This is a genomic window from Brevibacillus sp. NRS-1366 (assembly GCF_050467985.1).
In genome coordinates this window covers 439,867-464,207 of sequence record NZ_JBITPN010000021.1, presented here as the reverse complement: position 1 = coordinate 464,207, position 24,341 = coordinate 439,867, and the positions used below count along the sequence as shown (strand labels likewise).

Here is a 24,341-nt window from a genome sequence, read left to right as displayed (position 1 = left end):
CAATGACCATGCAAAACATTGTCAGAACGATAGATACCACCGAGGCTTTCAGGCTGAAGGTGCAACAGCTTGAAACAGAATTGCAAAAGCGGGAAAAAGAACTGGTCAGACTGGAAGATACCGGTATGCTCACATCGGCAAGTGGAAGTTTTCAAAACTTTATTGGGACGCTAGCGTATACCGCAAGCTTTTTTGTTATCGTAATTTGCTTGTTTACGGCAATGGTTGCAAATAGAGATGGTGGTGTATATATTTATTTCGCAGTTTTCTTCGGCGGAATCTGCTTTTACTTTGGACGCAGATGGAAGAAAGGGTCTAGGGAAAAACATCGTGAAGCAGAAGAGAAGCGTAGATCGGTCGAGGAGAGAAAAGTCCAAGTCCGGGAAGAGATTGAGAACTTGCGGACAGAGATAAAACAGCAACAGGACTTTATCAACAAACACATGCTAAACCAACAGGAACTGTTGAATCAGGAGATCAAAGCTATCCAAAACGCCTCCCAGATGTCAGATGCTGTTGGAAGCGATACAAAGGAATGTCCGCAATGTGCTGAGATTATCAAGGCAAAGGCAAGAATTTGCCGTTATTGTAACTTCAAGTTTGATCAGTAGAGGAAGAGGCGAGTATTGGATTCAGATGTATGCCCTTTTACAGAATCAAAAATAATATTCAAGGTTACAATTTGCCGAGAGACAGGATAAATATGAGCAAACGAGCCAGAGCATTTGAATCGACTATTGATGGTGGTACTACGCCAGAAAGCTGGTTTTTAATGATCTTTAGCCCAATACATGCGGGATAAATTTTCGGTGCTGATCTTTCAAGTAAGGGACTAGAGAATAATAGGGATGTGACTCTGGTGTATCGCCGCAGGCGGCCATGCAGGAGCATTCTTTATCAAGTCATGAACAAAGGGTGTAAGGGATGGTAATCCAATCGAATGTGCCTGCACTGAACACGTTAAACAGACTACAGAAGAACAACAAAAATACTGCCAGCGCCTTGGAAAGATTATCGTCAGGTCTGCGTATCAACAAAGCGGCAGATGATGCGGCAGGCTTGTCGATCTCAGAGAAAATGAGGGCGCAGATCAGAGGACTGAATCAGGCGCAACGAAACATACAGGACGGTATCTCTCTTGTGCAAACGGCGGAAGGGGGGCTTGCTGTCATACATGATCCCCACCTGCAACGTTTAAGGGAGCTGGCGGTCCAGTCCGCAAACGATACGCTCACACATGATGACAGGCACAAGATTCAGGAAGAGATTGAGCAGATCAAAAAGGCGATAGATGAAATAGCGAACAACACAGAGTTTAACGGCATCAAGTTATTGAATGTCCCGGACTCCGGTACGGTTACAAAAACGACTGAAGTCATGAAGTCTGTTACCAAAACAGAAACGACATATGTGCCGGAAGTCGTTGACCTTGCTAAAGCTACCAGTATTACAATCTATGAAAAAAGCACATCCTTGAATGAGCTTACGATTCCGATCACTTCTTTTCCCATCACTCTGGAATGGAGTCCACCTGATTCACCAACAGAAAAATATTGGTTTGATATTTACCAATACGCTTTCCAAACGACAGCCTATGGGCCAGAGTCAGGATATACACCGGGAAACAATATAACCGGTGTACGACTGAATGGGCTTTCAGGATATGACGGTGTAACAGAAATGTGGGCTAATAAGCTTCTTGCTTATACAGGAGCAGGCTGGGAACCATCAGATGCAGAGGGGGATCATTCTCCAGATGCCATATTAGGAAGTGATCTATCCGATTATCCCAAATATACACAAGGGTCAAATATCTTGCTTCGCTTTGAATATATGCGAGCGGTAACCACAACAACCACAGTCACTGTTCCTGAGCTGATTACCATCGAGGAGTCAATCGATCCCAAGGTAATTTTGCAGGTGGGTGCAAATGCAGGAGACACATTTGGAGTTGATCTGTCGGATGTCAGAGTATCTTCACTGGGAATTGATCAAATCATGGTCGATCCTCGTGATAAGGCGGTAGAGGCGATTGGAAAGATAGACGTGGCCATCAGCAAGGTATCTTCAGAGCGTTCCAAGTATGGTGCCTATCAGAATGCATTGGAACATATCCATAATAATGTTGCCAACTATTCACTTAATCTCTCTTCAGCAGAATCAAGAATTAGGGATGCAGATATGGCTAAAGAGATGATGGAGATGACAAAGAGTAATATTCTGGCTCAGGCGGCGCAGGCAATGTTAGTGCAAGCGAATCAGACACCTGAATCGGTTCTTCAATTACTCAGATGAGTTAAGAAGAAGTGGTAGCTGTGAGCTGTAGCTACCGTGAGATCAGAATAAATGGTTGATCAGAAAGGTATGGTTCCTTATGACCATGCCTTTTTGGTATCGAAAATGCTATTGAAAAGAACTGATCGTCTCTCAGTTGTTACAAGATAGATATAAATAGAGATATAATCTGCCAAGTCGTTTACATGTTTGTGAGATTTTCGGTAATATTGTACCAATAGACCCGCTTCTTATGGATCATCCTCGTAAGTGGATGATAAGCAGTTTTACATTCAGGAGGACTTTCATGGCTAAAACCTACTATGCAGAAGGGCGACAAATCGCATTTATGTTCCGAGGAATGTTCGTTATTTTGGCAATCTTGTTATTCTTCTATTTTGCACCTGGATTACACTGGGGGTTCTTCTTCCTGTTTATCGGTGGAGGCGTGTTTCTGGCGGAAATCATGGGTACTATGTGGACACGATACAGGAGGCAAATGAAGCGAACAAAAAAGTCTGCTGTACCTAAGAAGATAAAGCGTTCATCCGATATAGTAACATTACAGGAACAAGGTAGAACCAGAGTAAAATTAACAGACGACGAAATTAAAAATGCTGATATAGAATCATTGTCTGGTACAAATTTTGAGCGATTGATGGAATTCTATTATCAGGATAATGGCTATACTGTGGAACGCATCGGCGGCTCAGGAGATCATGAAGTCGATCTGATTCTGAAAGGAAAAGAAGGGTATAAAATTGCAGTTCAGTGCAAGCGATGGAAGGGAAGCGTTGGTAACGATATCGTTCTCAGACTGAAAGCAGGCAAACAAGTTCATGGTTGTTATGATGCATGGATTATCACGACCAGCCATTTTACGAAGGCGGCCCAGGAAGCCGCAGAACGGCTTAATATACGTTTGATAAACGGAGTAGCCGTCCACAACATGATAAACCGATGGAGAAAACAGAGAATGAAATCAAGAAGGTGATGAAGTGAGCAAACGAACTTATTTCAGTGCTCCGCTTGGTGCGGATTTTCAAAAGGTACCGTATGTCGGTATTACCAAACCTAAGACAAGCAAGGAGCTGGTTTCCAACCAAGAATGGGATGCTTATTACTTTCGTTCATTGGAGAAACAAGGCATCTTTTTAAATGAACCGCAAATTCAGGCCATCCGCCATTTTCAAGGGCCGTTGCTCACACTTGCGGGCGCAGGTTCCGGTAAAACGTCTGTCCTCGTTTGTCGAACAGGCCACCTGATCTCCGTTCGTAAAGTTGATCCACGAAATATTTTGTTGGTCACCTTCTCCAAAAAAGCGGCAGATGAAATGAAGGAACGGATCGCACGATTACCCGGAATCGACAAGAGTATCACCGAGAATATACAGGTACGTACATTTCATTCATTTTTCCTCGCGATTGTCCGTAAACACGGTGTTCTACAGGACATCTTAGGGGAGACTCGGCATCAGCACATTGTACTTAAGCGGATATACTACGTGACATGGGCTTGAAGGACACTTACCAGCCGGAAACGCTCCTTTCCTTACTTTCATCGTACAAAATGCAAATGGTGGGTGTTAATCAGTTACCGGAGAAGACGGAGGAAGAAAAAGAACTGAAACAGATTTTCAGTGAGTATGAGCAGTGGAAGGACAAGAACGACAAAATTGACTTTGACGATGTTCTATTGCATGCGTATCGATTGCTTCAGAAAAAGCCATCCTTGTTGCACTCGCTTCAAAAAAGGTTTCTGTATGTGTCAATAGACGAGTTTCAGGACACGAACATGGTGCAGTACGAATTAATTAAAATGATTGTGAAACCACATCAAAATCTTATGATAGTAGGAGACGACGATCAAACCATCTACTCGTTCAATGGCGCACGAAACGACTTCATTTTGAACTTTGACAAGCTGTATCCGAACGCCAGAACGATTACACTCGACATTAATTATCGTTCCTCCTCAAGTATTGTTGGGCTGGGTAACGAAATCATTCAACACAACACTAGGCGTAAAAAGAAGACATTGAAAACTACTAAGAACGGAACAACACCGAGATATATGAGTCCAAAAAACACAGATGATGAAGCGGAGAAAATCCTAAGTCACATTCTGCGTGAAGTAGGGAATGGCAAACGACGCTATAAAGATATTGCAATCCTTTATCGTAGTTCGAACAACAATCGGGCAATTTTGGAGCAGTTGATCCAGCATGATATACCTTTTGTTGATTTTGGTGGCGATGAATCTTTTTACGATCACTGGGTAGTCAAGCCTGTATTGGATCATCTACGATTGGCGTTAAATCGAAGAGATTTTGAGGCTATCGAAGGGGTTTTGCCAACCTTGTACATCAACAGGGAGCAAGGATTGCAGTTCATCCTTGACCAAGAAACCTTACAGAAGAAGCAGTGGCCTCTGATTCATCTTTTATCGCTTCAGGATACTAAGGACTATCAGAAAGAGAAAATCATGGAGCGGCTGAAGTGTATTAAGGCGCTCGAATCAATGACACCGCTTGAAGCTATCCGGCAAATTCGGCGGGAGTTCTATGACCAATTCCTTGAAACAAACAAAAGGCATAAGCTTACCCACCACAAAGAGATCATCAGGGAAACGCTCGATGAACTGGAATCATCCGCAAAGCGGTTTAATACTCTCGGAGAGTTTCTCTCTTTCATAATCGTGGTGACGGAGAAGCGGCAGGAAATGAAACATCGAAAAAAGGATGATCATGCCGATGCTGTCCAGTTGATGACCATACATAAGTCAAAGGGACTTGAGTTCCCAGTCGTTTTCCTGATCAGTGCTTCTGAAGGCAATTTGCCTCATAGTTCTGCGATAGATGCTGATCGGATGGATGACTTGTACGCCAACCTTCAAAATGTTGAGAAAGTGTCCACCGCATTAGAGGAAGAACGTCGTTTAGCCTATGTCGCTGTTACTCGTGCTCAGGAGGAATTGATTATCAGTTCGCCGCTATATTATCGGGGGAAGAAAGCAGATGCTTCTCAATTTATTATGTCTGCTTTTCCACGATATGAAGCCAATAAGAGTAAAGCTAATAGTAAACAACTCAGGGCTGAAAAGCAAGAAACAGTGTATGCTTGGCTGTGCACAACTGCCAACTGTAATGTGTGGAAACGAATACTGACATATGAAGAAACTCAATCGGACTTGGAGAACTGTCCTGTTTGCAAAGCTCCAATGGAGAAAGGTAGTAAAGAGATCTTTGGTAGTCACTGATCGAATCGATCAACTATGATACCACTTTACTTCACAACAGGGTATGTACACCTTTCTGTTATTTAAGTAAAGAAATGGTACTTGTAGCCAAAGAATTCTATCATTATACCTACACATCTAATATAATTGCATTAGTAAGCATATAGCTAACTCTTTGTTATTGCAAAACTAGGGCTATTATCATTTGGGGTGATGTTTTTGATTACACATACAGAATTACCTACCGTTACTAATAAGAAAACCTCATCCGTTCAGACCTGGCCAGTATGCTCTCTTTTTGCGGGATGTGGTGGTCTTGATTTAGGTTTTAAAGGTGGGTTCACTTTTAAAGATGAAGAATATACAGAATCTGGTTTTACTATCAATGCCGCTTATGAAATTTCTCCGCAGGCAGTTGAAACATATCGTTTAAATATTGGTGATCACATTCACGAAACTGATTTAAGTGTTGTAGACCCAAACGATATACCTTCTCATGAAGTACTCATTGGCGGTTTTCCTTGCCAAGATTTTAGTTCGTGTGGGCCACTAAAAGGGCTAACCTCAGAGAGAGGTCAATTGTATAAGGTTTTCTTAAAGGTTATGCGTGTGCATAGACCGAAGGTAGTTATCGCAGAGAATGTTCCGAATTTGTTACGAATGAAAAAGGGAGAGGTTGTTCAAACCATCCTTAATGACTTAGAGTCAGAAGGTTATAAATTTCAAGCCTGGACATTGTTTGCTCCAGATTATGGTGTACCACAAAATAGAACAAGGGTATTTCTTATCGGAGTTCGAAATGACCTAAGTGGATTCCCCATACCTCCAATGCCCACTCATACTTTGAATTATAGGTCTATTGACTGGGCTATTTCTGATCTTGAGAATGTACTTGATGAAAGTATTCCAAATCAGAGTCAATATTTTAAAGCAAATAGAGCTAAAAGAGGGAACGGCCAAGGGGATGAAACAAGCCGCATTGGAGAACCAAGTTATACAATTCGTGCCAATGCTAAGTCCAGAGTTCAATTCCACTATAGTCTACCTAGGCGATTAACGGTTCGTGAATGTGCAAGATTACAAACATTTCCTGATGATTTTGTGTTTAAACATTCGACAACGACAAATGTTATGCAGATCGGGAATGCAGTACCTCCTGTATTAGCGCATAATGTAGCACAATCTATCGAAACGTATCTACGAAGTATATAAAATAAAGTAATGAGGTGTAAGAATAATGAGTTTTTCATTATCTACCCATCTGGATATTACACCAAGCCCTAGAGTTTTACGTACTCTAGGGGAGATACCTTTTGAGCCATGGCAATGTTTTGCTGAGCTTATTGATAATAGTATTGATGCTTTTGATTATGCCGACAGGAGTCAGATTCCTCTTACAAGGCGACAAATCGTGGTCTCCTGGTCGTCTGAGTCTGCGGCCGCAATTGATAGGAGAATAGAAATAAGAGATACAGGCCCAGGAATGTCGCTGGAGATAATTCGTGAAGCTGTACGGGCTGGTTTTTCCTCTAAAAACCCCATGAGTGACTTGGGGTTATTTGGAATGGGTTTCAATATCGCTACAGCTAGATTGGGTGAAGAAACTATTTTTCTTTCAACCAAAAATGGTGATTCTGAATGGGTAGGTATTCAAATAGATTTTGACTCGATGATACAAAATAAAGATTATCAAGTTCCAATTATTCGGTTGGAAAAAAATGATCCAACAGAACACGGAACAAGAGTAATTATTAAAAAGCTAAAACCAAGTATATTTGAGCGACTTAAAAGCAAGGAAGGTCAGATAAGATCTACATTAGAAGATATATACTCTCCTATTCTTCAAGGCGATCAAGGCTTAGAACTATTAGTCCAAAGTAAAAAATGCAAGCCGCGTCCCTATTGCTTATGGGATGAAAATCGTTATGTCATTCATGCCAGCGAGAACGTTCCAGCTATTATTCCCATAGATGAAGTAGTCGGAACATCTTTGTTCTCAATAATAAAGAACCGTTATCTATCATATGAAGAGGAAGAAGAAGCGTTTCAGTATAAGAGAGAACACGGCTTCTTTCAAAGTGATATTGTTGAGCGTGAAAAGCGAATCTCAGGTTGGTTAGGTATTCAAAGATATTCCGATACGTCTTTTTTTGGTATTGATTTTGTTCGAAATGGAAGAAAAATTCTTCGCAAGGATAAATCATTATTTAGTTATTTTATTGATCTAACAGGTACAAATAAATTAGAGTACCCAACAGAACTAGGCTCAACTTGGGGTGGGCGAATAGTTGGGGAAATACATGTCGATCACTTAATGCCAACTTATCAAAAGAATGATTTTGATCGGAACGATAGATCTTGGTATGAGGTTTTAAATATTTTACGTGGAGACGGCCCGATATTACCTAAAACAAGAACTGAATTGGGATATTCAGGTGCAAATGTGTCTCCACTTGGAAAGCTAATAAAAGCATATGCCAGGATGAATCCTGGTACCAAGTGTTTAGCCATCTCCAACGCTACGGCAAAGGATTGGAGTAAAAAGTTTGATGCAGGGAATTCGGATTATCAAACGGATATTAAATGGTGGGAAGCCGCACTACAGGCCGATCAAGAGAAAGCAAATAAGGGAGCGGCCACAGCAGGGCCTGTCAATCACGGATCGACGGCGTCAGATAGTGTAGACGAGTACGGCCCGCCGGATACAAGTAGTACAACGATTACCAATACAGGCAATACTAATACTGCTGTAGTTTCAGATTTAACAAGTCCCGTTGCTACTACCATTGCTTCAACACAAAATACAACAACGGTTACACCACCATACGATGAATTTCAAGACTTGTACGACAGGTCTAGTGTAGATCACTATTTATCAAAGGATTACAGATATCGGAATTGCCCCGCATCTTTAAATGTCGAAGCTCGCAAAATGACATCTGGATTCATTGGAAGTGGTTCTAGCTCTGATGGTGATCCGGTTCGATGGGACATGCGTAATGCAAGAGATTATAAATTTTATTATAATGATGGACATCCGTTCTTCTTATCCAGAAAAACAACTCCGCAAGAAATAATGCTACTACAACTTGCACAAACATTTTCAGTACGCGATAGACTAGACCGTAGCATTTCAATTGTATATGTGGAGTTACTTGAAGAGATGTTTCCAGATGAAAAAATCGACCAAATCACAATACAAGAGCGAGCGGACAACTTTTTTGAAAGATTACGTACATCTTCCGTTAAGCTTTTAAGTAGCCGTGAGTCAGAAGTGCTAGATTCTATTCATGAACATGCTGGTGACTTAGAAGATACGTTGACGAGATTGATGTCGACACCAGATTTACAAGTTAAATTACAAACAAGGGCCCCAGGTGGAATAGCCGCTTTATTATTTGTTCCAGAACGTACCCTTGTCCGTCTTGCTTCAAGATATCCAGAAGAATTTTTTGATGGTAAGTTTTTTAATACTAACTATCAGAATATAAATCTACCTTCTCAAGAAGCGACGGATCGAGTGAGGGAAGAGGCAAAAGAGAGAATTATTGCATATATTAAAGATGCTTTATGGGTATTGAGTCCGTGGGGAACCACGCAAAGAGGAGCATCTCTAAAAAGATCGAGGGAAGAGCTTCTAAGATGTAGCCACAGTCTTGAGTTGCTGGAGGGGGTCATTAACGATTGAGCAATACTGGTAGCTTCCTAACCGAGGAGTTAATGAAGGGTACCGATTGGAGAGCCATGGAACGAGCAGTGGCACGATTAATGTCCCATTGTGGCTGGACAGATGTAAAAATAATTGGTCGGAGAGGAGATGGCGGAGGAGATATTCTCGCAAAGAGAAGGGTTGAAGGTGTTGATAAAATATTTGTCGTACAAGTTAAAGCAGTTACAGGTACAAGATATGTAGGGCCGGATGCTTTACAAGAAGCGGTGGATGCGTTGGCTCTTTATGCAGGAGATGTTGCTGTCGTTGCCACAAATGGTGACTTTACGGAGACCACCAGAAAAAGGGTTGAAGAATTACGTCGCCATGGGTTTGACTGCAGAGTGTGGAATGGTACGTTTTTGAATGAAATACTAAAAAAATGGCCTGATGAGCATTGTGAAAAGAGAAATTCACGCCCATATCAGGAAAAAGTCATCAAGGACTCAATAGAAAAGTATAGCCAAGGGGGGAAGGCTGTACAATTTGTTGTGGCAACGGGTTTAGGGAAAACAACTATTGCGGCAGAGGTCGTTTCCTATCTAAGGAAACACGGTCTCTCGAGGGTGCTTGTACTTTGCCATTCACAGGATCTATCATTGCAGTTAGAACAGAGTTTTTGGCCGCAAATAGAAAAAAATGTTCCAACTCATGTTTTTTTTGATGGTGTCCCCCCAAAGAGATTCAATGGCATTAATTTTGGCACCTATCAAACTTTAGTTAATTATCTTCCTAGTTTTAAACAGGATGATTTCGATGTGGTGGTAGTTGATGAAGCACACCATGCCTTATCTGATGGTTTTTTACTATGCTTAAACCATCTTAGGCCAAAGTTATTAGTAGGTATGACCGCGACACCATGGAGAGGCGATGGTCTTAGTTTAGACACTGTCTTTGGAGAGCCGATCGCCCAAATTTCTCTTGTAGATGGTATGAAAATGGGTTACTTAGCGAAGGTTTCCTATAAGATTTTTTGCGATACAATTGATTGGCAAAGTGTTTTTGAACAGGAAGAAGCCAAGTCTTTTACTATTCGAGATTTAAATAAACGCCTTTTTATTCCGCAAAGAGATGAAGCATTGATAAACGATACAATGGAGGTTGTCTCTAGGACTCGAAATCCTAAAGTGATTTTCTTTTGCTCAAGTATAGAACATGGGAAGAGAGTCGCAGATATTGTAAATCTGACAGGTCTCCTAAAGTGTCGTCCATTATCAGGTGTTAGTCGAGTGGAACGATATAGAACTTTAATGGAGTTTAGCGCTGGTAAAATTCAAGCAGTTACTGCAGTTGACGTATTAAACGAAGGGATAGATGTACCCGATGTAAATGTCATTGTATTTTTAAGGGTAACACATTCTAGAAGGATATTCGTTCAGCAGTTAGGTCGTGGTTTACGCTTGTCCCCAAATAAAAATGAAGTTCATGTACTTGATTTTGTATCTGACATTCGTAGAATAGCTGAAATTCTAACTATGGATGCCGAAGCGAAAAAACAAAACAACGATCCTTCTGCTACACTTTATTTCCCTAGTGGGATAGTGCAGTTTGAAAATACAGGTATCCTTCCATTTATTGAACAATGGTTACAGGATATAACGAAATTAAGTTTCGCAGAAGAAAAAATGACGCTATCTTTCCCGCCGGAGGCTTAACGTGATGAGGATACCAGATACCATACGTGATGAGATTCTTGAGAGGATTTTTCAACTTGCAGATAGGGAAGGATATTTGACTAATAACAGAGTAAATAATGCCAATTTTATGGAGAGGTTGTTATCCAATCCTGAAGTGGGTGGGATGTTAGAGGCTTTCATGCCAAAGGAGAAGGTCAGGGTTTACATCAAAGATAGCATGTTGAATCGATATGCAAAGGATCGACGTTCAGTAACTGAAGAGAAACTTCTCGAAACCTTAACTGGTACGTTTCAGGAGTCAGTACTATTAATCGAAACTAAAAATGATGTTTCACTGTTTAAAATGTCTTCTGGTTCTCATATAGTGACGACTGTTGGCTCGTATGTAAAATGGGAAACAGCTCTTAGAAAAATTTTGCTTTATATTGGGAAAAACCGATGTTTAAGAGATGGAGAATTTAGTCTAAAAAAAATGATAGTGATCTCCACTGGGGGTGTCCCTATTCCAACTGGGGAAGAAGATGTACTAAAGCGAGCTCTTTCTGAAGTAGGAGTTGGGGTACTTGTACTGTAGGCTTTAATGATGTTTAGCTTCCACTCGCTTAGACTTTCGTTTGACACGGAAAAGTGTTGGCGCTCTCCAAAGTGTGTGCAATTTATCGAAATTGATTTTGGCATAGACTGTTTAATAAGGTCGAACTGTTTATCCGTTAAACGGTTGATTCCAAAGACATCTTTGAGTGCTCTGCGAATGCCTAAGTCTAATTGAACACCTGCTTGTGTTTCCACAGTTAATAATACCTCCGCAGGAATGGTCTCATCGATTATTGTACCAGATCCCCCAGCAAGAGGTTTATATTTCCTCATATCCTTTTGTTTTATGCCAGTGATCCCCATAGTCTGCTGTTTTTGATTTTCTAATTCCACTGTGCTTACTAGTAACGCGAAATCTTGTTTTGCCAATATCGCCACCTCCTTTGAATATTTTAGCAAATTCAATAGACATTGGTAATGACCGATGCAAGTTTGTTAAACAGGCAGTTCGATAATCTATCCTGCTTAATAACCAGTGAGGCGCTACCATTCCATCGCCCATGTGGCATGACTAGCGCTCAACTTTAGTGGGATACGCCGGAGGCTTCCGTCTGGAGCCGAAGGAAGAAGATCAATCAGGCTAGGTGCTGGGTCAGCGCGTCACTCCGCGAATCCATCACTGAAATTTAAATGAGTGACTGCGCTCGGAGATGCTCATGTATCGCTGTTTTCGGACGGGGGTTCGAATCCCCCCGCCTCCACCATACATATCCACAATTATGATCTTAAAGATATGTGAGTTAAACTAAGATTTTGCCACAGTGGCAAACATATGCTTTAAATAACTCGCGGCAAACATATGCTTTAATGTTTTTTTAATCACTCGATTTTCCACTACTAAACATGTTCGTAATTAAAAATGCATGCATATTCTTGTCGGCCCGTTGACAGGAGTATGCTTTTGTTTTATAAAAATAAAATATTTACTTGCCAAGCTAGGTGGATTAATGAATTCAATTGGAGAACGTGTAAAATTAATACGGAAGCTTAATAAGTTGACCCAGATTGAATTTGCTAAAAAACTGGATATCTCGCAGGGGACACTAAGTGAAATTGAGTCTGGAAAAGCTAAGCCATCGTATGATGTATTAGTTTTTTTAGCTGAGAAATATGACATTGATTTGAACTGGTTGGTATTAAATTGCACCACAGAAAACACTTTAGATTTGAGTAATGATGAGCTAGCATTGTTAGGTAATTATCGTTTACTTGAGGACGACGCAAAGGCCGAAATGCTTGATTATACCGAATTAAAATTAATAAGATATAAAAAGAAATGAAATAAAACCTGTTCGATAGAACGATCAATTTCTCGAAATAAATAAGATGATAGATAAAAGACCTCGATATTAATCGAGGTCTTTTATCATTGTTATCTTTATTTGAAGCTTATCAAAAGCAAATGGGGGCTTACACGTAACAAAACTATTTTTGTAGTTAATTAGGATATGATTAAATGGAGAACTCATGTGACTCCGAGGTATAATAGGACTTGCACTGGAAAAATAATCAAGGGGGAATTTGGTAATTTTACTAAATAAAGTCCTACTAAATAATTTTAGGAATTATTGTAATGTGGAAGTGAATTTTAATAATAAATCCCTAATAATCGGAGCCAATGATGTAGGTAAAACAAATCTAATTGACGCTATCCGACTCTTATTAGACAAAACCCTTTCCGAAAGTGATATAGAACCTACCGATGAAGATTTTTGTGCAATTAATGCCTCTTTAAATTTTAGTGTCATTCTACATTTTACAGATGTCGAAGAGGATTGTGTTACTGCTAAACTTGGAGAGCATATTAGTGAGGAAACCAAAGAGTTATACCTTGGTTATTTTGGCTTTAGGGAAAGCCCCGGAGGAAAGAAAAAATATGCAATTAAAGCTGGCCCCTCCGTTGATGAGTTAATTGATATTCCTAGTAGACATTATTTGAAGGTCTTAAATCTAAAGTATGTCGGAGCTAATAGACAGATAGATAGTTTTTTAAGAAGCCACAAAAATAAATTATTGGAGACCCTAAAGAAGGGAAGGGACGATAAGCAAGTTGAGGCAGATCAAAAAAATCTCCAAGATGCTATTGATCTAATGTCTGATGTACAAGGATCATTAGATAAACTTTCTTATATTCAGAAAGCAGGAACTCTTCTTAACGAAGAATTACAAAAATTATCTGAACATCATGTTTCTCAAGAGATTAAACTAGGTGTAGACCTTCCGCAGGAAAATGATCTTCTTAAAAAAGTTCAGTTATTATCGTACATAAATGAAATGTCAATTCAATTAGGTGGAGATGGAAGAAAAAATCAAGCTTTCATTGCCCTATGGGCTGCTTTAAATACAGTAGAAAAAAACAATGGCAAACCGGAGGAAGTTTCAATTTTCTGCATTGAAGAACCCGAAGCTCATTTGCACCCACATCAACAACGAACGTTATCAGAATATCTGGTAAGGGATCTTGATTCCCAGGTAATTCTAACCTCGCATTCACCATTTATCACAGCTGAGTTTGATCCTAATTCGATAATAAGGTTGTATACAATAGAAGATAAAACTTCTGAAGTTGCACAAAAAGGGACTTCAAATGTAATTGCTGAGAGCATTAAGAATTTAGAGTTTCGTTCGAGTGTAATTTCATCTGAGGTTTTTTTCAGTGACTGTGTATTTTTGGTTGAGGGTTCTTCTGAAGTTATCTTTTATAAAGGATTAGCAGCTCAGTTAGGAATTGATTTAGACAAGTTAAACATCAGTATATTATCAGTTGAAGGTGTCGGCTTTAAACGATACATCGAGCTTTTTGACCGTCTGGAGATTCCATGGGTTGTAAGAACGGATAACGACTACTTTAAAGTAGTCGTTATGAAGAAACGTAAGAAAGTGGATGAATATTTCCGCTTAGCTGGCATTCAAAGAGCAATCGGCTTGTTGTTATTAAAATATAGACTCCGCAATGATACGAAAATTGGGGATGTTATAAAATCTATACAACCTGAGGTTCACGAGTTAAAGGAGATTAGAGACCCAAGTAAAGAATTTAGAGAAAAAATGTACCAAAAATATTATCCGCTATTGGAGGAACATGGGATTTTTGTTGCTGAAATTGGGTTAGAAGAAGATTTATTTTATACTTCATCCCAAGTTAAAAATGAGATTAGGGAAGAGTTAAAACTACCTGAAGAGGATTATTCAGACGAGGAAGTTATTGAAGGCATGAAAAAGAAGAAATCAACTTTCATGTATTATTTTGTCGACAATCACTTGGCATCCCTTTCTGATATTGAAGGCTATGATCTAGCAAAACCATTGTTGCATTGCAAGGAAATAATTGAGAGGTTACGCCATGTTTAATCCTACACCTCAACAAATAGCCATATTAAGTTGCAATGATAATTGCGTTATAGATGCTGGTCCGGGAAGTGGAAAGACAACTACCATTTCACATAAAATTAATCAAGTTCTTTCAGAAATTCCTTGGTATCAAGGTGTAATAGCCATTTCATATACCAATAAAGCCAGTGATCAGTTGAAGGGCAAAAGCAAATCAATTTGTGGTGATTTAAAAAACTCCTTCTTTGGTACAATTGATTCATTTTGTATTGCAAACATCATATTACCTTTTGGAGGACGTTTTTTTGGCAACCCTGATAGGAAGGTAAAGGTAGAGAAATTTATTGAAGATGAAACTCTCTTAAATAAAATTTTGCATGACCTGGATCGGGTTCTTAATTTGTACAAGGACATTACGATTGACGATATTGATCATGGCAAAATGAGACCCATCTACGATATTAAAGAAGAGTACCTAACGTTTATCTCAAATAAATTTAAAGAAGGGCTTTTTGATTTGCGCTTCGTTGGCTGCGTTGCCTATCTGATCTTTTTGAGCTCCAAAGCCTGCCGTAGATTCTTTAAAGCTAGATTTACGCATCTGTTCATTGATGAATTTCAAGATTCAGGTAAGGAACAATATTTTTTGTTTTTACGTGTAGCTGAATTAGGAATAATAAGTTGGGCGATCGGTGATGTTAATCAATCAATCTTTGGTTTTACAAATAAAAGCTCGAAATACCTTGCTAATCTAATGGTTAACAAGTCCTTTGTTTTATTTCCAATGAATATTAATCATAGGTGCCACCCTTCGATTGACTTGTATGGTAAGGTATTTCTTGGTATTACAGTAGATGAAGAACCAGATGAAATTAACGTTTTTGAAGCTGTTATTGAAGGAAATGAATGTGATCTAGGAACTTGGTTTAACAATCGAATTGATCTGATAAAAGAAAGATTCGATGTTAAAGATAATTCGTCTATCGTTATCGTTGCAAGAAAGGATATCCACCTTGAGTTATTTTCACAGAGTTTAACCGTTCCATTTAAAATCCATAGTAAGAATTTTCTTGATGATGATCAATCAATTTGGGGATCACTCTTTAAAAGGATTTTGGATTTAGCCTTCGACAGAAGAAAAACCATCTATAATTTCGTAAATGAATATCTTAATAGAGAATTATCTTCTGATGGTTCAAAAATAAGGCTCATATCACAATTAATAAATCATATTAGAAAAATATGTGATGAGGTATTAACAGGATCTCAGGTAGATCCTAAAGATATTGGTGACTTATTTAAAAAGTCAGCACTTCTTCTTTTTCCTGACTCTCCAAATGATTTTTCAGTTGAAAAAGTTGAGTACATGTTTAAAAATCCATCTTTATTAGAAGCATTTTATCCTGTAGAAACTTCGCAAATACAGCTAATGAACCTTCACAAAGTAAAGGGATTAGAATATGAAATTGTGATTCATTTAGATTTGTATAATTATGTATTGCCGGGGTTTAATTATTTTTCAGGTGGTGACACTGAAGAATTAGATGCAGCAACTCATCTTCATTATGTTGGAATAACCAGAGCGATGAAAGCGCTGCTATTACTTGTTGGTTCCAAAAGATATCAGCAAAACCGTGATAGATTTATATCAGCAGATAAATCGATGTTCTTATCTGGAGATGTGGAAAATTATCGTCTGGCGTGGATAGATTGATTAAGATTTTTATAAGCGAATAAAGTGATATGAAGAAAGTAGCCTTTATTGGCTGCTTTCTTTTTTGGCTTCATCTTGTCATTAAGATAAGGGCTGTATTTTACTATTTTTATTGATTTGAACTTGCGATAAGAGAGGGCGAAGAGGACAAGGGAAACAAACAGTCTAGTGTTTCGTTCGGATCTGAAAGCTGCTGGAGTTGTAAATGCTAATCAAAAGGCTCGCCATATTTGGGATAAACGCTCATCTCCGAGTAGACAACAACGATGCTTTATTTCACATTTCCTGCACCAAGGATCGTCAAGGATAAACCCCTTTGTATACGGCAAAATAAAAGTGCAGAGTTTGGCAACCGTTTTTTATACAATGGCAATTCATTAGGTTTTACATGGAGAGGCGGGCATGATAGGCTTAGTAGCCTTGCGAAACCTTGGTATACCGCCTTTTTGCAAGAAATCATGCCCGTAGAGGCTCCATGTCAAACGTTGCATAATTATGAATTTCAACTGCATATCCGTGAATATCGCTCATTGCCAAACTCTGCACTTTCCGTTTGCCAAATACACCCCTTACTGCGCAAGTCCTTGACGATCCTCGGTCTAGTAGCCAATAGGTGTAAAATTATAATTTGTGTTCAGTCTGCAAGGTGGGTAACTTTATGTTGAGCAAAATGGTCAACATTTTGGCGAGTGTTCACAAGTTATCGCAGGATGTCCTCTGTGATGACTGTTTTTTATTGTTAAGATCGAGTTCTTTGAAGCGTCATAGCCAAGAGGCGCAAGTACGTCAGTATGCTTGCAATGGACGCTGAGCTACTATAGCCAGTTGAATACCGCTTGCAGCTACTGGACGAATACAGGGAGATACAACAGAAAAACTGTCAGCAGAACTGATGTTCTCTGACAGTTTTTGTCCTTCTCATAGGTAAGATGGGAATGAGAACAAAAGTGAATCAGAAAGGCGTGACCAGCTTGCAAACCTCCATTCTATTCTCAATTCTTCTCGCTGCATATCTGACGGTTGGTTACCGATTGGGAGTAAAATTCTTTAGGGAGATAGAACATGAGGAAATTGAAGTGTATACCAGAAAGAGGGCCAAAGAATTGGAATTATTACAACGGTATAAAAAAGCTGCATTGGCATTCTACATTCTCTTTGGAGTATGCATTTATGCATTGTTTTTTGCAAGAGAGTTTTTCTCCAAAATTCAGAAGTTGTTTTCTACTACGTCGAGAGAATGGATGATCAGCGCTGATCTTGTTTCATATGCAGACAAAAATGACTTAATCAAATCTGAATTGCAACAATCCTTGGTTGGATGTGAAATAGCAAAAATATCAGGGGATACGGAATCCTTTGACGAAGATGACCTGATCAAAATCAATCAGCCTTTGGAGCAAAGCTTTAAGATTGATACTATATCCTGGAAGGTAATAGAATACGAGTATACTAATGACGAAAACAACCCAGAAGACATCACAATTGGAAAAGGGAGTCGAAGTAAAAATAAACGGAATCTCGATGATTCTGGAAGGAAGAACGGTAAAGATTTCGATTCATCATTTTTGGGGTATGGAATATATCAGATGTGTTTCTGAACTGGATGGGTATGAGGAGGAAATAAAATTACATGTCATACATAAACGCTGACAACAGAATACCTATCTGTTTAAACATAATGAAAATCCATATATAATGGATGTGAAACAAACGAGGGAGGCTTCTTCATGATTACAGGTGAGTTGAAAAATAAAGTAGACAAGATATGGGAGACGTTTTGGACAGGCGGGATTACCAATCCACTCACGGTCATCGAACAGTTTACCTATCTATTATTTATAAAAGGACTGGATGAAGTAGAAGAAACAAAAGAAAAAGAAGCGTTGTTTCTAGGAGTTGAGTATCAGGGACTATTTTCCGTTGAGACGAAGCATCTCCGCTGGAATACTTTTAAAGATCTCGGTGCGGAAGAGATGTACAACATTGTCTCCAAAGAGGTTTTTCCGTTTATTAAAAACCTTCATGGAGATAAGGCATCTGCCTATGCGCAATATATGGATGACGCCATTTTCATGATCCCGACCCCACAACTGTTAGCCAAAATTGTGGACGGAATCAATAACATTCCCATGCATGACCGAGATACCAAAGGGGACTTGTACGAATACTTGTTATCCAAAGTGGCGACAGCAGGAACAAACGGACAATTCCGTACACCGCGCCACATCATTGATATGATGGTCGAACTGATGAAACCGACTCCAGAGGATATCATTGTGGACCCGGCAGCGGGCTCGGCAGGATTTTTGGTTTCGGCTGGAGAGTATTTGCGGAAGAATCGAAGTGATCTGTTCCTTGTTCAAGGATTGAAAGAGCATTTTAACAACGATATGTTTTACGGCTTTGACATGGATCGTACCATGTTGCGTATCGGTGCCATGAACATGATGCTGCATGGCGTCGAAAATCCTAACATTCAATATCGTGACTCGGTATCTCAGCAGAATGAGGATAAAGAAAAGTACACCCTTGTCTTGGCAAATCCGCCGTTTAAAGGATCACTAGACTATGATTCTGTTGCTCCTGATCTGTTGAAGGTCACAAAGACGAAAAAGACCGAGCTGCTTTTCCTGGCCTTGTTCCTCCGTATGCTAAAGCCAGGCGGACGTTGTGCTTCTATCGTACCGGACGGGGTGTTGTTTGGAAGTTCTACAGCCCATAAGGAGATTCGCAAAGAGATTATTGAGAACCACAAGCTGGAGGCAATTATTTCGATGCCGAGTGGTGTGTTTAAGCCGTATGCTGGAGTTTCGACTGCGATTATCATTTTTACCAAGACGGGTGCAGGCGGTACGGACAACGTCTGGTTCTATGATATGAAAGCAGACGGTTTCTCACTGGACGACAAGCGCAATCCGATCAATGTGAACGATATTCCAGACATCATTGAGCGATTTGGAAATCTGGATGCCGAAAAAGAGCAGAAACGTACGGAGCAATCTTTTTTTGTACCTGTGGATGAGATCCGTGGGAATGGCTATGATTTGTCGATTAACAAGTACAAGGAAGTAGAGTATGAGGAAGTGGAGTATGAGAGTCCGAAAGAAATCATCAAAAAAATTAGTGATCTTGAAGGTGAGATAGTGAGAGGACTTGAAGAGCTTAAGAAACTACTATAAGGCAGTGATAATGTGAAATTTAAGAAATATAAATTAGTAGATATTGGGAAAATCGTCACTGGTAATACTCCAAGTAAATCTAATTGTTTATATTACGATTCTAAAGATATATTATTTGTTAAGCCTGATGATCTATCTGTTGATAGGGTTTCACATATTACTTCATCTAAAGAATATATATCCAATAATGCATCCCTCAACGCTCGAATTTTACCAAAAGGGAGTGTATTAGTCACCTGTATTGGAACGATTGGTAAAGTAGCCATTACTGACCTTGAAGCTGTTGCTATTAATCAGCAGATTAATGCAATTATACCTAATAAACAAATTGTTGATGAGGGATATCTCGCCTATCTCATGTGGCATTTAAAAAAGCAACTACAGTTTATTGCTAATGCACCAGTTGTTCCTATAATAAATAAGTCACAGTTTTCTGAGTTTCAAGTAGAGATCCCTGACTTAATCTATCAACAAAGAGTTTTGTTAATTTTAAACAAAGCCCAAGAACTAATCGACAAACGGAGAGCCCAAATAGAAGCATTGGACCAATTAACGCAAAGCGTGTTTTTGGAGATGTTTGGGGATCCAGGAAATAATCCAAATGAATATCAATATGAAAAGTTAGAAAACCACATTGATTTTCTTACAAGTGGATCAAGAGGATGGGCTAAGTATTTTGCTGAATCAGGCGAAATGTTTATTACAATTAAAAATGTTAAACAAGGAGAGATTATTTTTGACAATGTTACCTATGTAAATCCACCAAAGACTAAAGAGGCGGAAAGAACCAAAGTACAAGAAGGTGATTTATTGATATCGATAACTGCTGATCTAGGGAGAACAGCAGTTGTAAGTGAAGAAGTTGCTTCAAAGGGAGCTTATATTAATCAACATTTGTCGTTACTAAGATTAAACAGTAATTGTAATCCGACTTATATATCATTCTTTTTGGAATCTCCTGCTGGGCGAAGACAATTTCAATCTCTGAATCAAGAAGGTGTTAAGGCTGGTTTGAACTTTACTTCTATTAAATCCTTGGAAATAATGGTTCCGCCCCTACATCTACAAAATAAATTTGAAGAAGTGTACTTAAAAGTAAAAGAATGCAAAAAAAGTCTCCAAAAAAGCCTGACCGAACTCGAAAACAACTTCAACTCCCTGATGCAACGCGCTTTTAAAGGAGAACTCTTCAACGACTAGATAAACGTACCCGTCTAACCATGCAAGCTTATATCCTATTCAAAGGAGGAACCTCCTTGGTATCCAACTTCCAATTTCTGAACGGGAAACCCTTGTACGAAAAATTCACATCCGCATGCCTGGAAGCAGAGAAAGCATTGGTCGTCAGTCCGGCGACCAGTGCCATCCTTTCGCGTAGAGCGTTGGAGCTTTCTGTCAAATGGATATATACATATGATAGCGATCTTACTGTACCGTATCAGGATAACCTGTCCAGCCTCATTCATGATCGAGGCTTTCTTTCTATCCTGGACAGTAAGTTATTCCCACTCCTGAAATACATTATCAAACTTGGGAATGTAGCGGTTCATACCAACTCGACAATCAAGCGGGATGAGGCGGTTCTCTCTTTGCACAATCTTCACCAGTTCGTCTCCTGGATCGATTATTGCTATTCAGATGAGTACACCGCGTCCGATTTCGACGAAACGCTCTTGCTAATAGGCGAAGAGAGAAGAGAGCGACCTGAGGAACTGAAAAACCTCTACGAACGGCTAAGCTCCAAGGATAAACGCTTGGAAGAAATGATGAAGGAAAACGCGAAACTTCGCGCACATATCACCGAGAAACGCGAGGCGAATACGCAGGACTACAGCTTCCAGGTCGATGAACTCAGCGAGTTTGAGACGAGAAAGAAATACATCGATCTTGACCTGAAGCTGGCCGGATGGGAATTCAAGAAAGACATCGTGGAGGAATATCAAGTCGAAGGGATGCCGAATGAAGCAGGCATCGGCTATGTGGATTATGTCCTTTTCGGAGATAACGGAAAGCCTCTCGCATTGGTCGAAGCGAAACGGACCTCAGTTGATATCAACAAAGGAAAGCAACAGGCAAAGCTTTACGCTGATTGTCTTGAGCAAAAATACGGTCAGCGTCCCGTGATCTTTTATTCCAACGGTTTTGAAACGGAAATCTGGGATGACTTAGCCTATTCTTCACGCAAAGTCTCCGGTTTTTACACAAAAGAAGAACTGCATCTGTTGATAAACCGCAGATCCATGAAACGACCATTAACTAACGTCGAAATCAACGACACCATTACCAATCGCTATTATCAAAAAGACGCGATCTTAGCGGTCTGCAATGCATTGGAATACAAAGAAAGAAAGACACTCCTCGTCATGGCGACGGGAAGCGGGAAGACGAGAACAACGATTTCCATTGTCGATGTTTTAACCAGGCATAATTGGGTGAAAAATGTGTTGTTCCTGGCAGACCGCAAGACGCTTGTTTCCCAGGCGAAAAACAACTTTACTCATTTGCTTCCCAATCTGTCCCTATGCAATCTGTTGGATAACAAGGACAATCCAGAAGCAGCCCGGATGGTTTTTTCTACCTATCCAACCATGATGAATGCCATTGACGAAGCCAAGCGCAAAGACGGGAAACGCCTGTTTACCGTAGGTCACTTTGATCTCATTATCGTGGACGAGTCCCACCGCAGTATTTACAAGAAGTACCGCTCTATTTTTGATTATTTTGACGGCTTCCTGTTGGGGTTAACTGCCACACCAAAGGATGAGATCGATAAAAATACCTATGAAGTTTTTGAACTGGAAAGCGGAGTACCAACCTACGCCTATGAACTGGAAAAAGCCGTGAATGACGGATACCTTGTCGATTACAGGACAATGGAGACCTCGTTCAAGTTCATGGATGAAGGAATTCGCTATGATGACCTCTCCGAAGAGGAGAAAGAACAGTACGAAGCGACATTTGATGAAGAACAAGGCGATGAGATTGAGAACTCTGCCATGAACGAGTGGCTGTTTAATGCAGACACCATCGACCAGGTATTGAAGCTTCTGATGGAAAAAGGAATTCGTGTTGAAGGCGGAGACAAGCTGGGCAAAACGATTATCTTTGCCAAAAACCATAACCATGCGTTAAGTATTGAACAGCGTTTTAACAAACTGTTCCCCGAGTATCAAGGTTCTTTTGCCCGTGTGATTGACTATAGCGTGAATTACTACCAAAGCTTGATTGATGATTTTTCAGAGCGAAACAAGCTACCGCAAATCGCCATCTCGGTGGATATGCTGGATACAGGGGTAGATATTCCAGAGGTCGTAAATCTCGTGTTCTTTAAAAAGGTTCGTTCCAAGTCAAAGTTCTGGCAGATGATCGGTCGTGGAACACGTCTCTGTCTCGATCTATTAGGGATTGGCGAAGATAAAACACATTTCCTGATTTTTGATTTTTGCCGAAACTTCGAATTTTTCCGGGAGAATCCGAAAGGCACGGAGGGTGTAGGGACAACCAGTTTGACAGAACGGCTGTTCAATGCGAAGGTGGATATCATTCGCGAATTGCAGGCTTTGGAGTACCAGGAAGAGAAGTATGTGGCTTATCGCAATGAACTGATCGATGATGTACTCTCCCATATTCAAAAACTGGATGACGAGAATTTCCGTGTTCGACAACACATTCAGTACGTACATAAATTTAAGAATCGTTCGAATTGGAATTCGCTCAATGTCAAGGATGGGAATGAAATAAAGGAGCATATCACACCGATTATTGTTCCATTTAAAGATGACGAGTTTGCAAAGCGCTTTGATATGGTGATGCATACTATTGAGCTTGCTAAACTTCAGACGAAAAATGCCACAAAACCGATTAAGAGTGTGATCAGAACGGCTGAAGCTTTGTCCAAATTGGGTTCTATACCGCAAGTGATGGAGCAAAAAACCATCATTGATAAAGTGTTGACAGAAGAATTTTGGGAAGAGGCAGATATCTTTGAACTGGAGACAGTTCGTGAAGCATTACGAGATTTGATTAAGTTCCTCGAGAAAGAAACACAAGAAATCTACTATACCAACTTCAAGGACATGATGTTGGAAATCAAGGAAAACGGTCCTATCTATCATGCGAATGACCTGCAAAACTACCGGAAAAAAGTAAATCAATATCTCCATGAACACAGAGACCAGATCGCCATTTACAAACTCCGAAACAACAAGCCGTTGACGATGCAGGATCTCAAAACCTTGGAAGACATTCTGTGGAATGAACTTGGTACAAGAGAAGAATATGAAAAAGAGTTTGGGAATACGCCTGTTACAAAACTGGTACGTCAGATTGTCGGTTTGGACCCTCAAGCGGCAAATGAAGCTTTTTCAGACTTTTTATCCTCGGAGAGACTCAACACGACGCAGAGCAGATTTGTGAAACTCATTGTCGATTATGTGGTAAAAAACGGAGGCCTCGAGAAAAAAGTACTGCAAGAGGAACCGTTTAAAACGGTGGGAAGTATTGTAGAGCTGTTTAAGGACAACCTGGATGATGCACGAAAAATTATCGGAATCATTGACGAGATCAACAGGAACTCGGAAGAAGTATCTGGGGCTTAGTGCTCGAGGCTGTTCGTAGAGGGTTTACCTCAGAGAACAGCTTTTATTTTAAATCGAATTTACCCGTT

General features: G+C 39.9%; 16 protein-coding genes and 1 other RNA gene. All 17 read left to right on the top strand.

Annotated elements, in window-relative coordinates; genetic code table 11:
- Positions 1-8: 8 nt before the first annotated feature.
- The 17 genes from ACIFQN_RS16310 (at position 9) to ACIFQN_RS16230 (ending at position 24,273) form a co-directional block, all read left to right on the top strand.
- Positions 9-611: a zinc ribbon domain-containing protein gene (locus tag ACIFQN_RS16310; protein WP_429834084.1), complete on the top strand. Its 603-nt coding sequence runs from the start codon at positions 9-11 to the stop codon at positions 609-611.
- Between the two features lie 313 nt (positions 612-924).
- Entirely contained in the window at positions 925-2,295 is a 1,371-nt protein-coding gene (locus ACIFQN_RS16305) for a flagellin (RefSeq protein ID WP_429834083.1), read from the top strand.
- 286 nt (positions 2,296-2,581) lie between these two features.
- Positions 2,582-3,268, top strand: a complete 687-nt coding sequence (locus ACIFQN_RS16300; protein WP_429834082.1) for a restriction endonuclease — start codon at positions 2,582-2,584, stop codon at positions 3,266-3,268.
- A gap of 4 nt (positions 3,269-3,272) precedes the next feature.
- Positions 3,273-3,794, top strand: a complete 522-nt coding sequence (locus ACIFQN_RS16295) for a UvrD-helicase domain-containing protein (RefSeq protein WP_429834081.1) — start codon at positions 3,273-3,275, stop codon at positions 3,792-3,794.
- Positions 3,785-5,533 carry an ATP-dependent helicase gene (locus ACIFQN_RS16290; protein WP_429834080.1) on the top strand — a complete coding sequence of 583 codons (1,749 nt, stop codon included), beginning with the start codon at positions 3,785-3,787 and terminating at the stop codon, positions 5,531-5,533. The genes ACIFQN_RS16295 and ACIFQN_RS16290 overlap by 10 nt, the downstream gene beginning before the upstream one ends.
- A gap of 198 nt (positions 5,534-5,731) precedes the next feature.
- On the top strand, positions 5,732-6,724 hold the full coding sequence (locus ACIFQN_RS16285) for a DNA cytosine methyltransferase (protein WP_429834079.1): 993 nt from the start codon (positions 5,732-5,734) through the stop codon (positions 6,722-6,724).
- Positions 6,725-6,749: 25 nt separating this feature from the next.
- Complete coding sequence (locus tag ACIFQN_RS16280; RefSeq protein ID WP_429834078.1) at positions 6,750-9,200, top strand: ATP-binding protein; 2,451 nt, start codon at positions 6,750-6,752, stop codon at positions 9,198-9,200.
- Positions 9,197-10,876: a DEAD/DEAH box helicase family protein gene (locus ACIFQN_RS16275; protein ID WP_429834077.1), complete on the top strand. Its 1,680-nt coding sequence runs from the start codon at positions 9,197-9,199 to the stop codon at positions 10,874-10,876. Before ACIFQN_RS16280 ends, ACIFQN_RS16275 begins: the two co-directional genes overlap by 4 nt.
- Positions 10,877-10,880: 4 nt before the next feature.
- A complete protein-coding gene (locus ACIFQN_RS16270) occupies positions 10,881-11,432 on the top strand; it encodes a hypothetical protein (RefSeq protein WP_429834076.1) in 552 nt (183 codons plus the stop codon).
- Positions 11,433-11,859: 427 nt separating this feature from the next.
- Positions 11,860-12,156: a transfer-messenger RNA gene (gene ssrA, locus ACIFQN_RS16265) on the top strand.
- Positions 12,157-12,399: 243 nt separating this feature from the next.
- The gene (locus ACIFQN_RS16260) at positions 12,400-12,732 is read left to right on the top strand and encodes a helix-turn-helix domain-containing protein (protein WP_429834075.1); all 333 of its coding nucleotides are present in this window, start codon (positions 12,400-12,402) and stop codon (positions 12,730-12,732) included.
- Between the two features lie 241 nt (positions 12,733-12,973).
- On the top strand, positions 12,974-14,803 hold the full coding sequence (locus ACIFQN_RS16255; RefSeq protein ID WP_429834074.1) for an ATP-dependent nuclease: 1,830 nt from the start codon (positions 12,974-12,976) through the stop codon (positions 14,801-14,803).
- The gene (locus ACIFQN_RS16250; protein WP_429834073.1) at positions 14,796-16,496 is read left to right on the top strand and encodes a UvrD-helicase domain-containing protein; all 1,701 of its coding nucleotides are present in this window, start codon (positions 14,796-14,798) and stop codon (positions 16,494-16,496) included. Before ACIFQN_RS16255 ends, ACIFQN_RS16250 begins: the two co-directional genes overlap by 8 nt.
- A 935-nt stretch (positions 16,497-17,431) precedes the next feature.
- Positions 17,432-18,094, top strand: a complete 663-nt coding sequence (locus ACIFQN_RS16245; RefSeq protein WP_429834072.1) for a hypothetical protein — start codon at positions 17,432-17,434, stop codon at positions 18,092-18,094.
- Between the two features lie 129 nt (positions 18,095-18,223).
- On the top strand, positions 18,224-19,675 hold the full coding sequence (locus ACIFQN_RS16240; RefSeq protein WP_429834071.1) for a type I restriction-modification system subunit M: 1,452 nt from the start codon (positions 18,224-18,226) through the stop codon (positions 19,673-19,675).
- A gap of 12 nt (positions 19,676-19,687) precedes the next feature.
- Positions 19,688-20,875: a restriction endonuclease subunit S gene (locus ACIFQN_RS16235; RefSeq protein WP_429834070.1), complete on the top strand. Its 1,188-nt coding sequence runs from the start codon at positions 19,688-19,690 to the stop codon at positions 20,873-20,875.
- Between the two features lie 56 nt (positions 20,876-20,931).
- Positions 20,932-24,273, top strand: coding sequence for a DEAD/DEAH box helicase family protein (locus ACIFQN_RS16230; RefSeq protein WP_429834069.1), 3,342 nt, complete (start codon positions 20,932-20,934; stop codon positions 24,271-24,273).
- The last annotated feature ends 68 nt before the right edge of the window (positions 24,274-24,341 follow it).

Coding starts and splice junctions, on each gene's coding strand:
- ACIFQN_RS16310 (WP_429834084.1), top strand. CDS start 9: ATGCAAAACATTGTCAGAACGATAGATACCACCGAGGCTTTCAGGCTG.
- ACIFQN_RS16305 (WP_429834083.1), top strand. CDS start 925: ATGGTAATCCAATCGAATGTGCCTGCACTGAACACGTTAAACAGACTA.
- ACIFQN_RS16300 (WP_429834082.1), top strand. CDS start 2,582: ATGGCTAAAACCTACTATGCAGAAGGGCGACAAATCGCATTTATGTTC.
- ACIFQN_RS16290 (WP_429834080.1), top strand. CDS start 3,785: ATGGGCTTGAAGGACACTTACCAGCCGGAAACGCTCCTTTCCTTACTT.
- ACIFQN_RS16280 (WP_429834078.1), top strand. CDS start 6,750: ATGAGTTTTTCATTATCTACCCATCTGGATATTACACCAAGCCCTAGA.
- ACIFQN_RS16270 (WP_429834076.1), top strand. CDS start 10,881: ATGAGGATACCAGATACCATACGTGATGAGATTCTTGAGAGGATTTTT.
- ACIFQN_RS16260 (WP_429834075.1), top strand. CDS start 12,400: ATGAATTCAATTGGAGAACGTGTAAAATTAATACGGAAGCTTAATAAG.
- ACIFQN_RS16250 (WP_429834073.1), top strand. CDS start 14,796: ATGTTTAATCCTACACCTCAACAAATAGCCATATTAAGTTGCAATGAT.
- ACIFQN_RS16245 (WP_429834072.1), top strand. CDS start 17,432: ATGAGAACAAAAGTGAATCAGAAAGGCGTGACCAGCTTGCAAACCTCC.
- ACIFQN_RS16240 (WP_429834071.1), top strand. CDS start 18,224: ATGATTACAGGTGAGTTGAAAAATAAAGTAGACAAGATATGGGAGACG.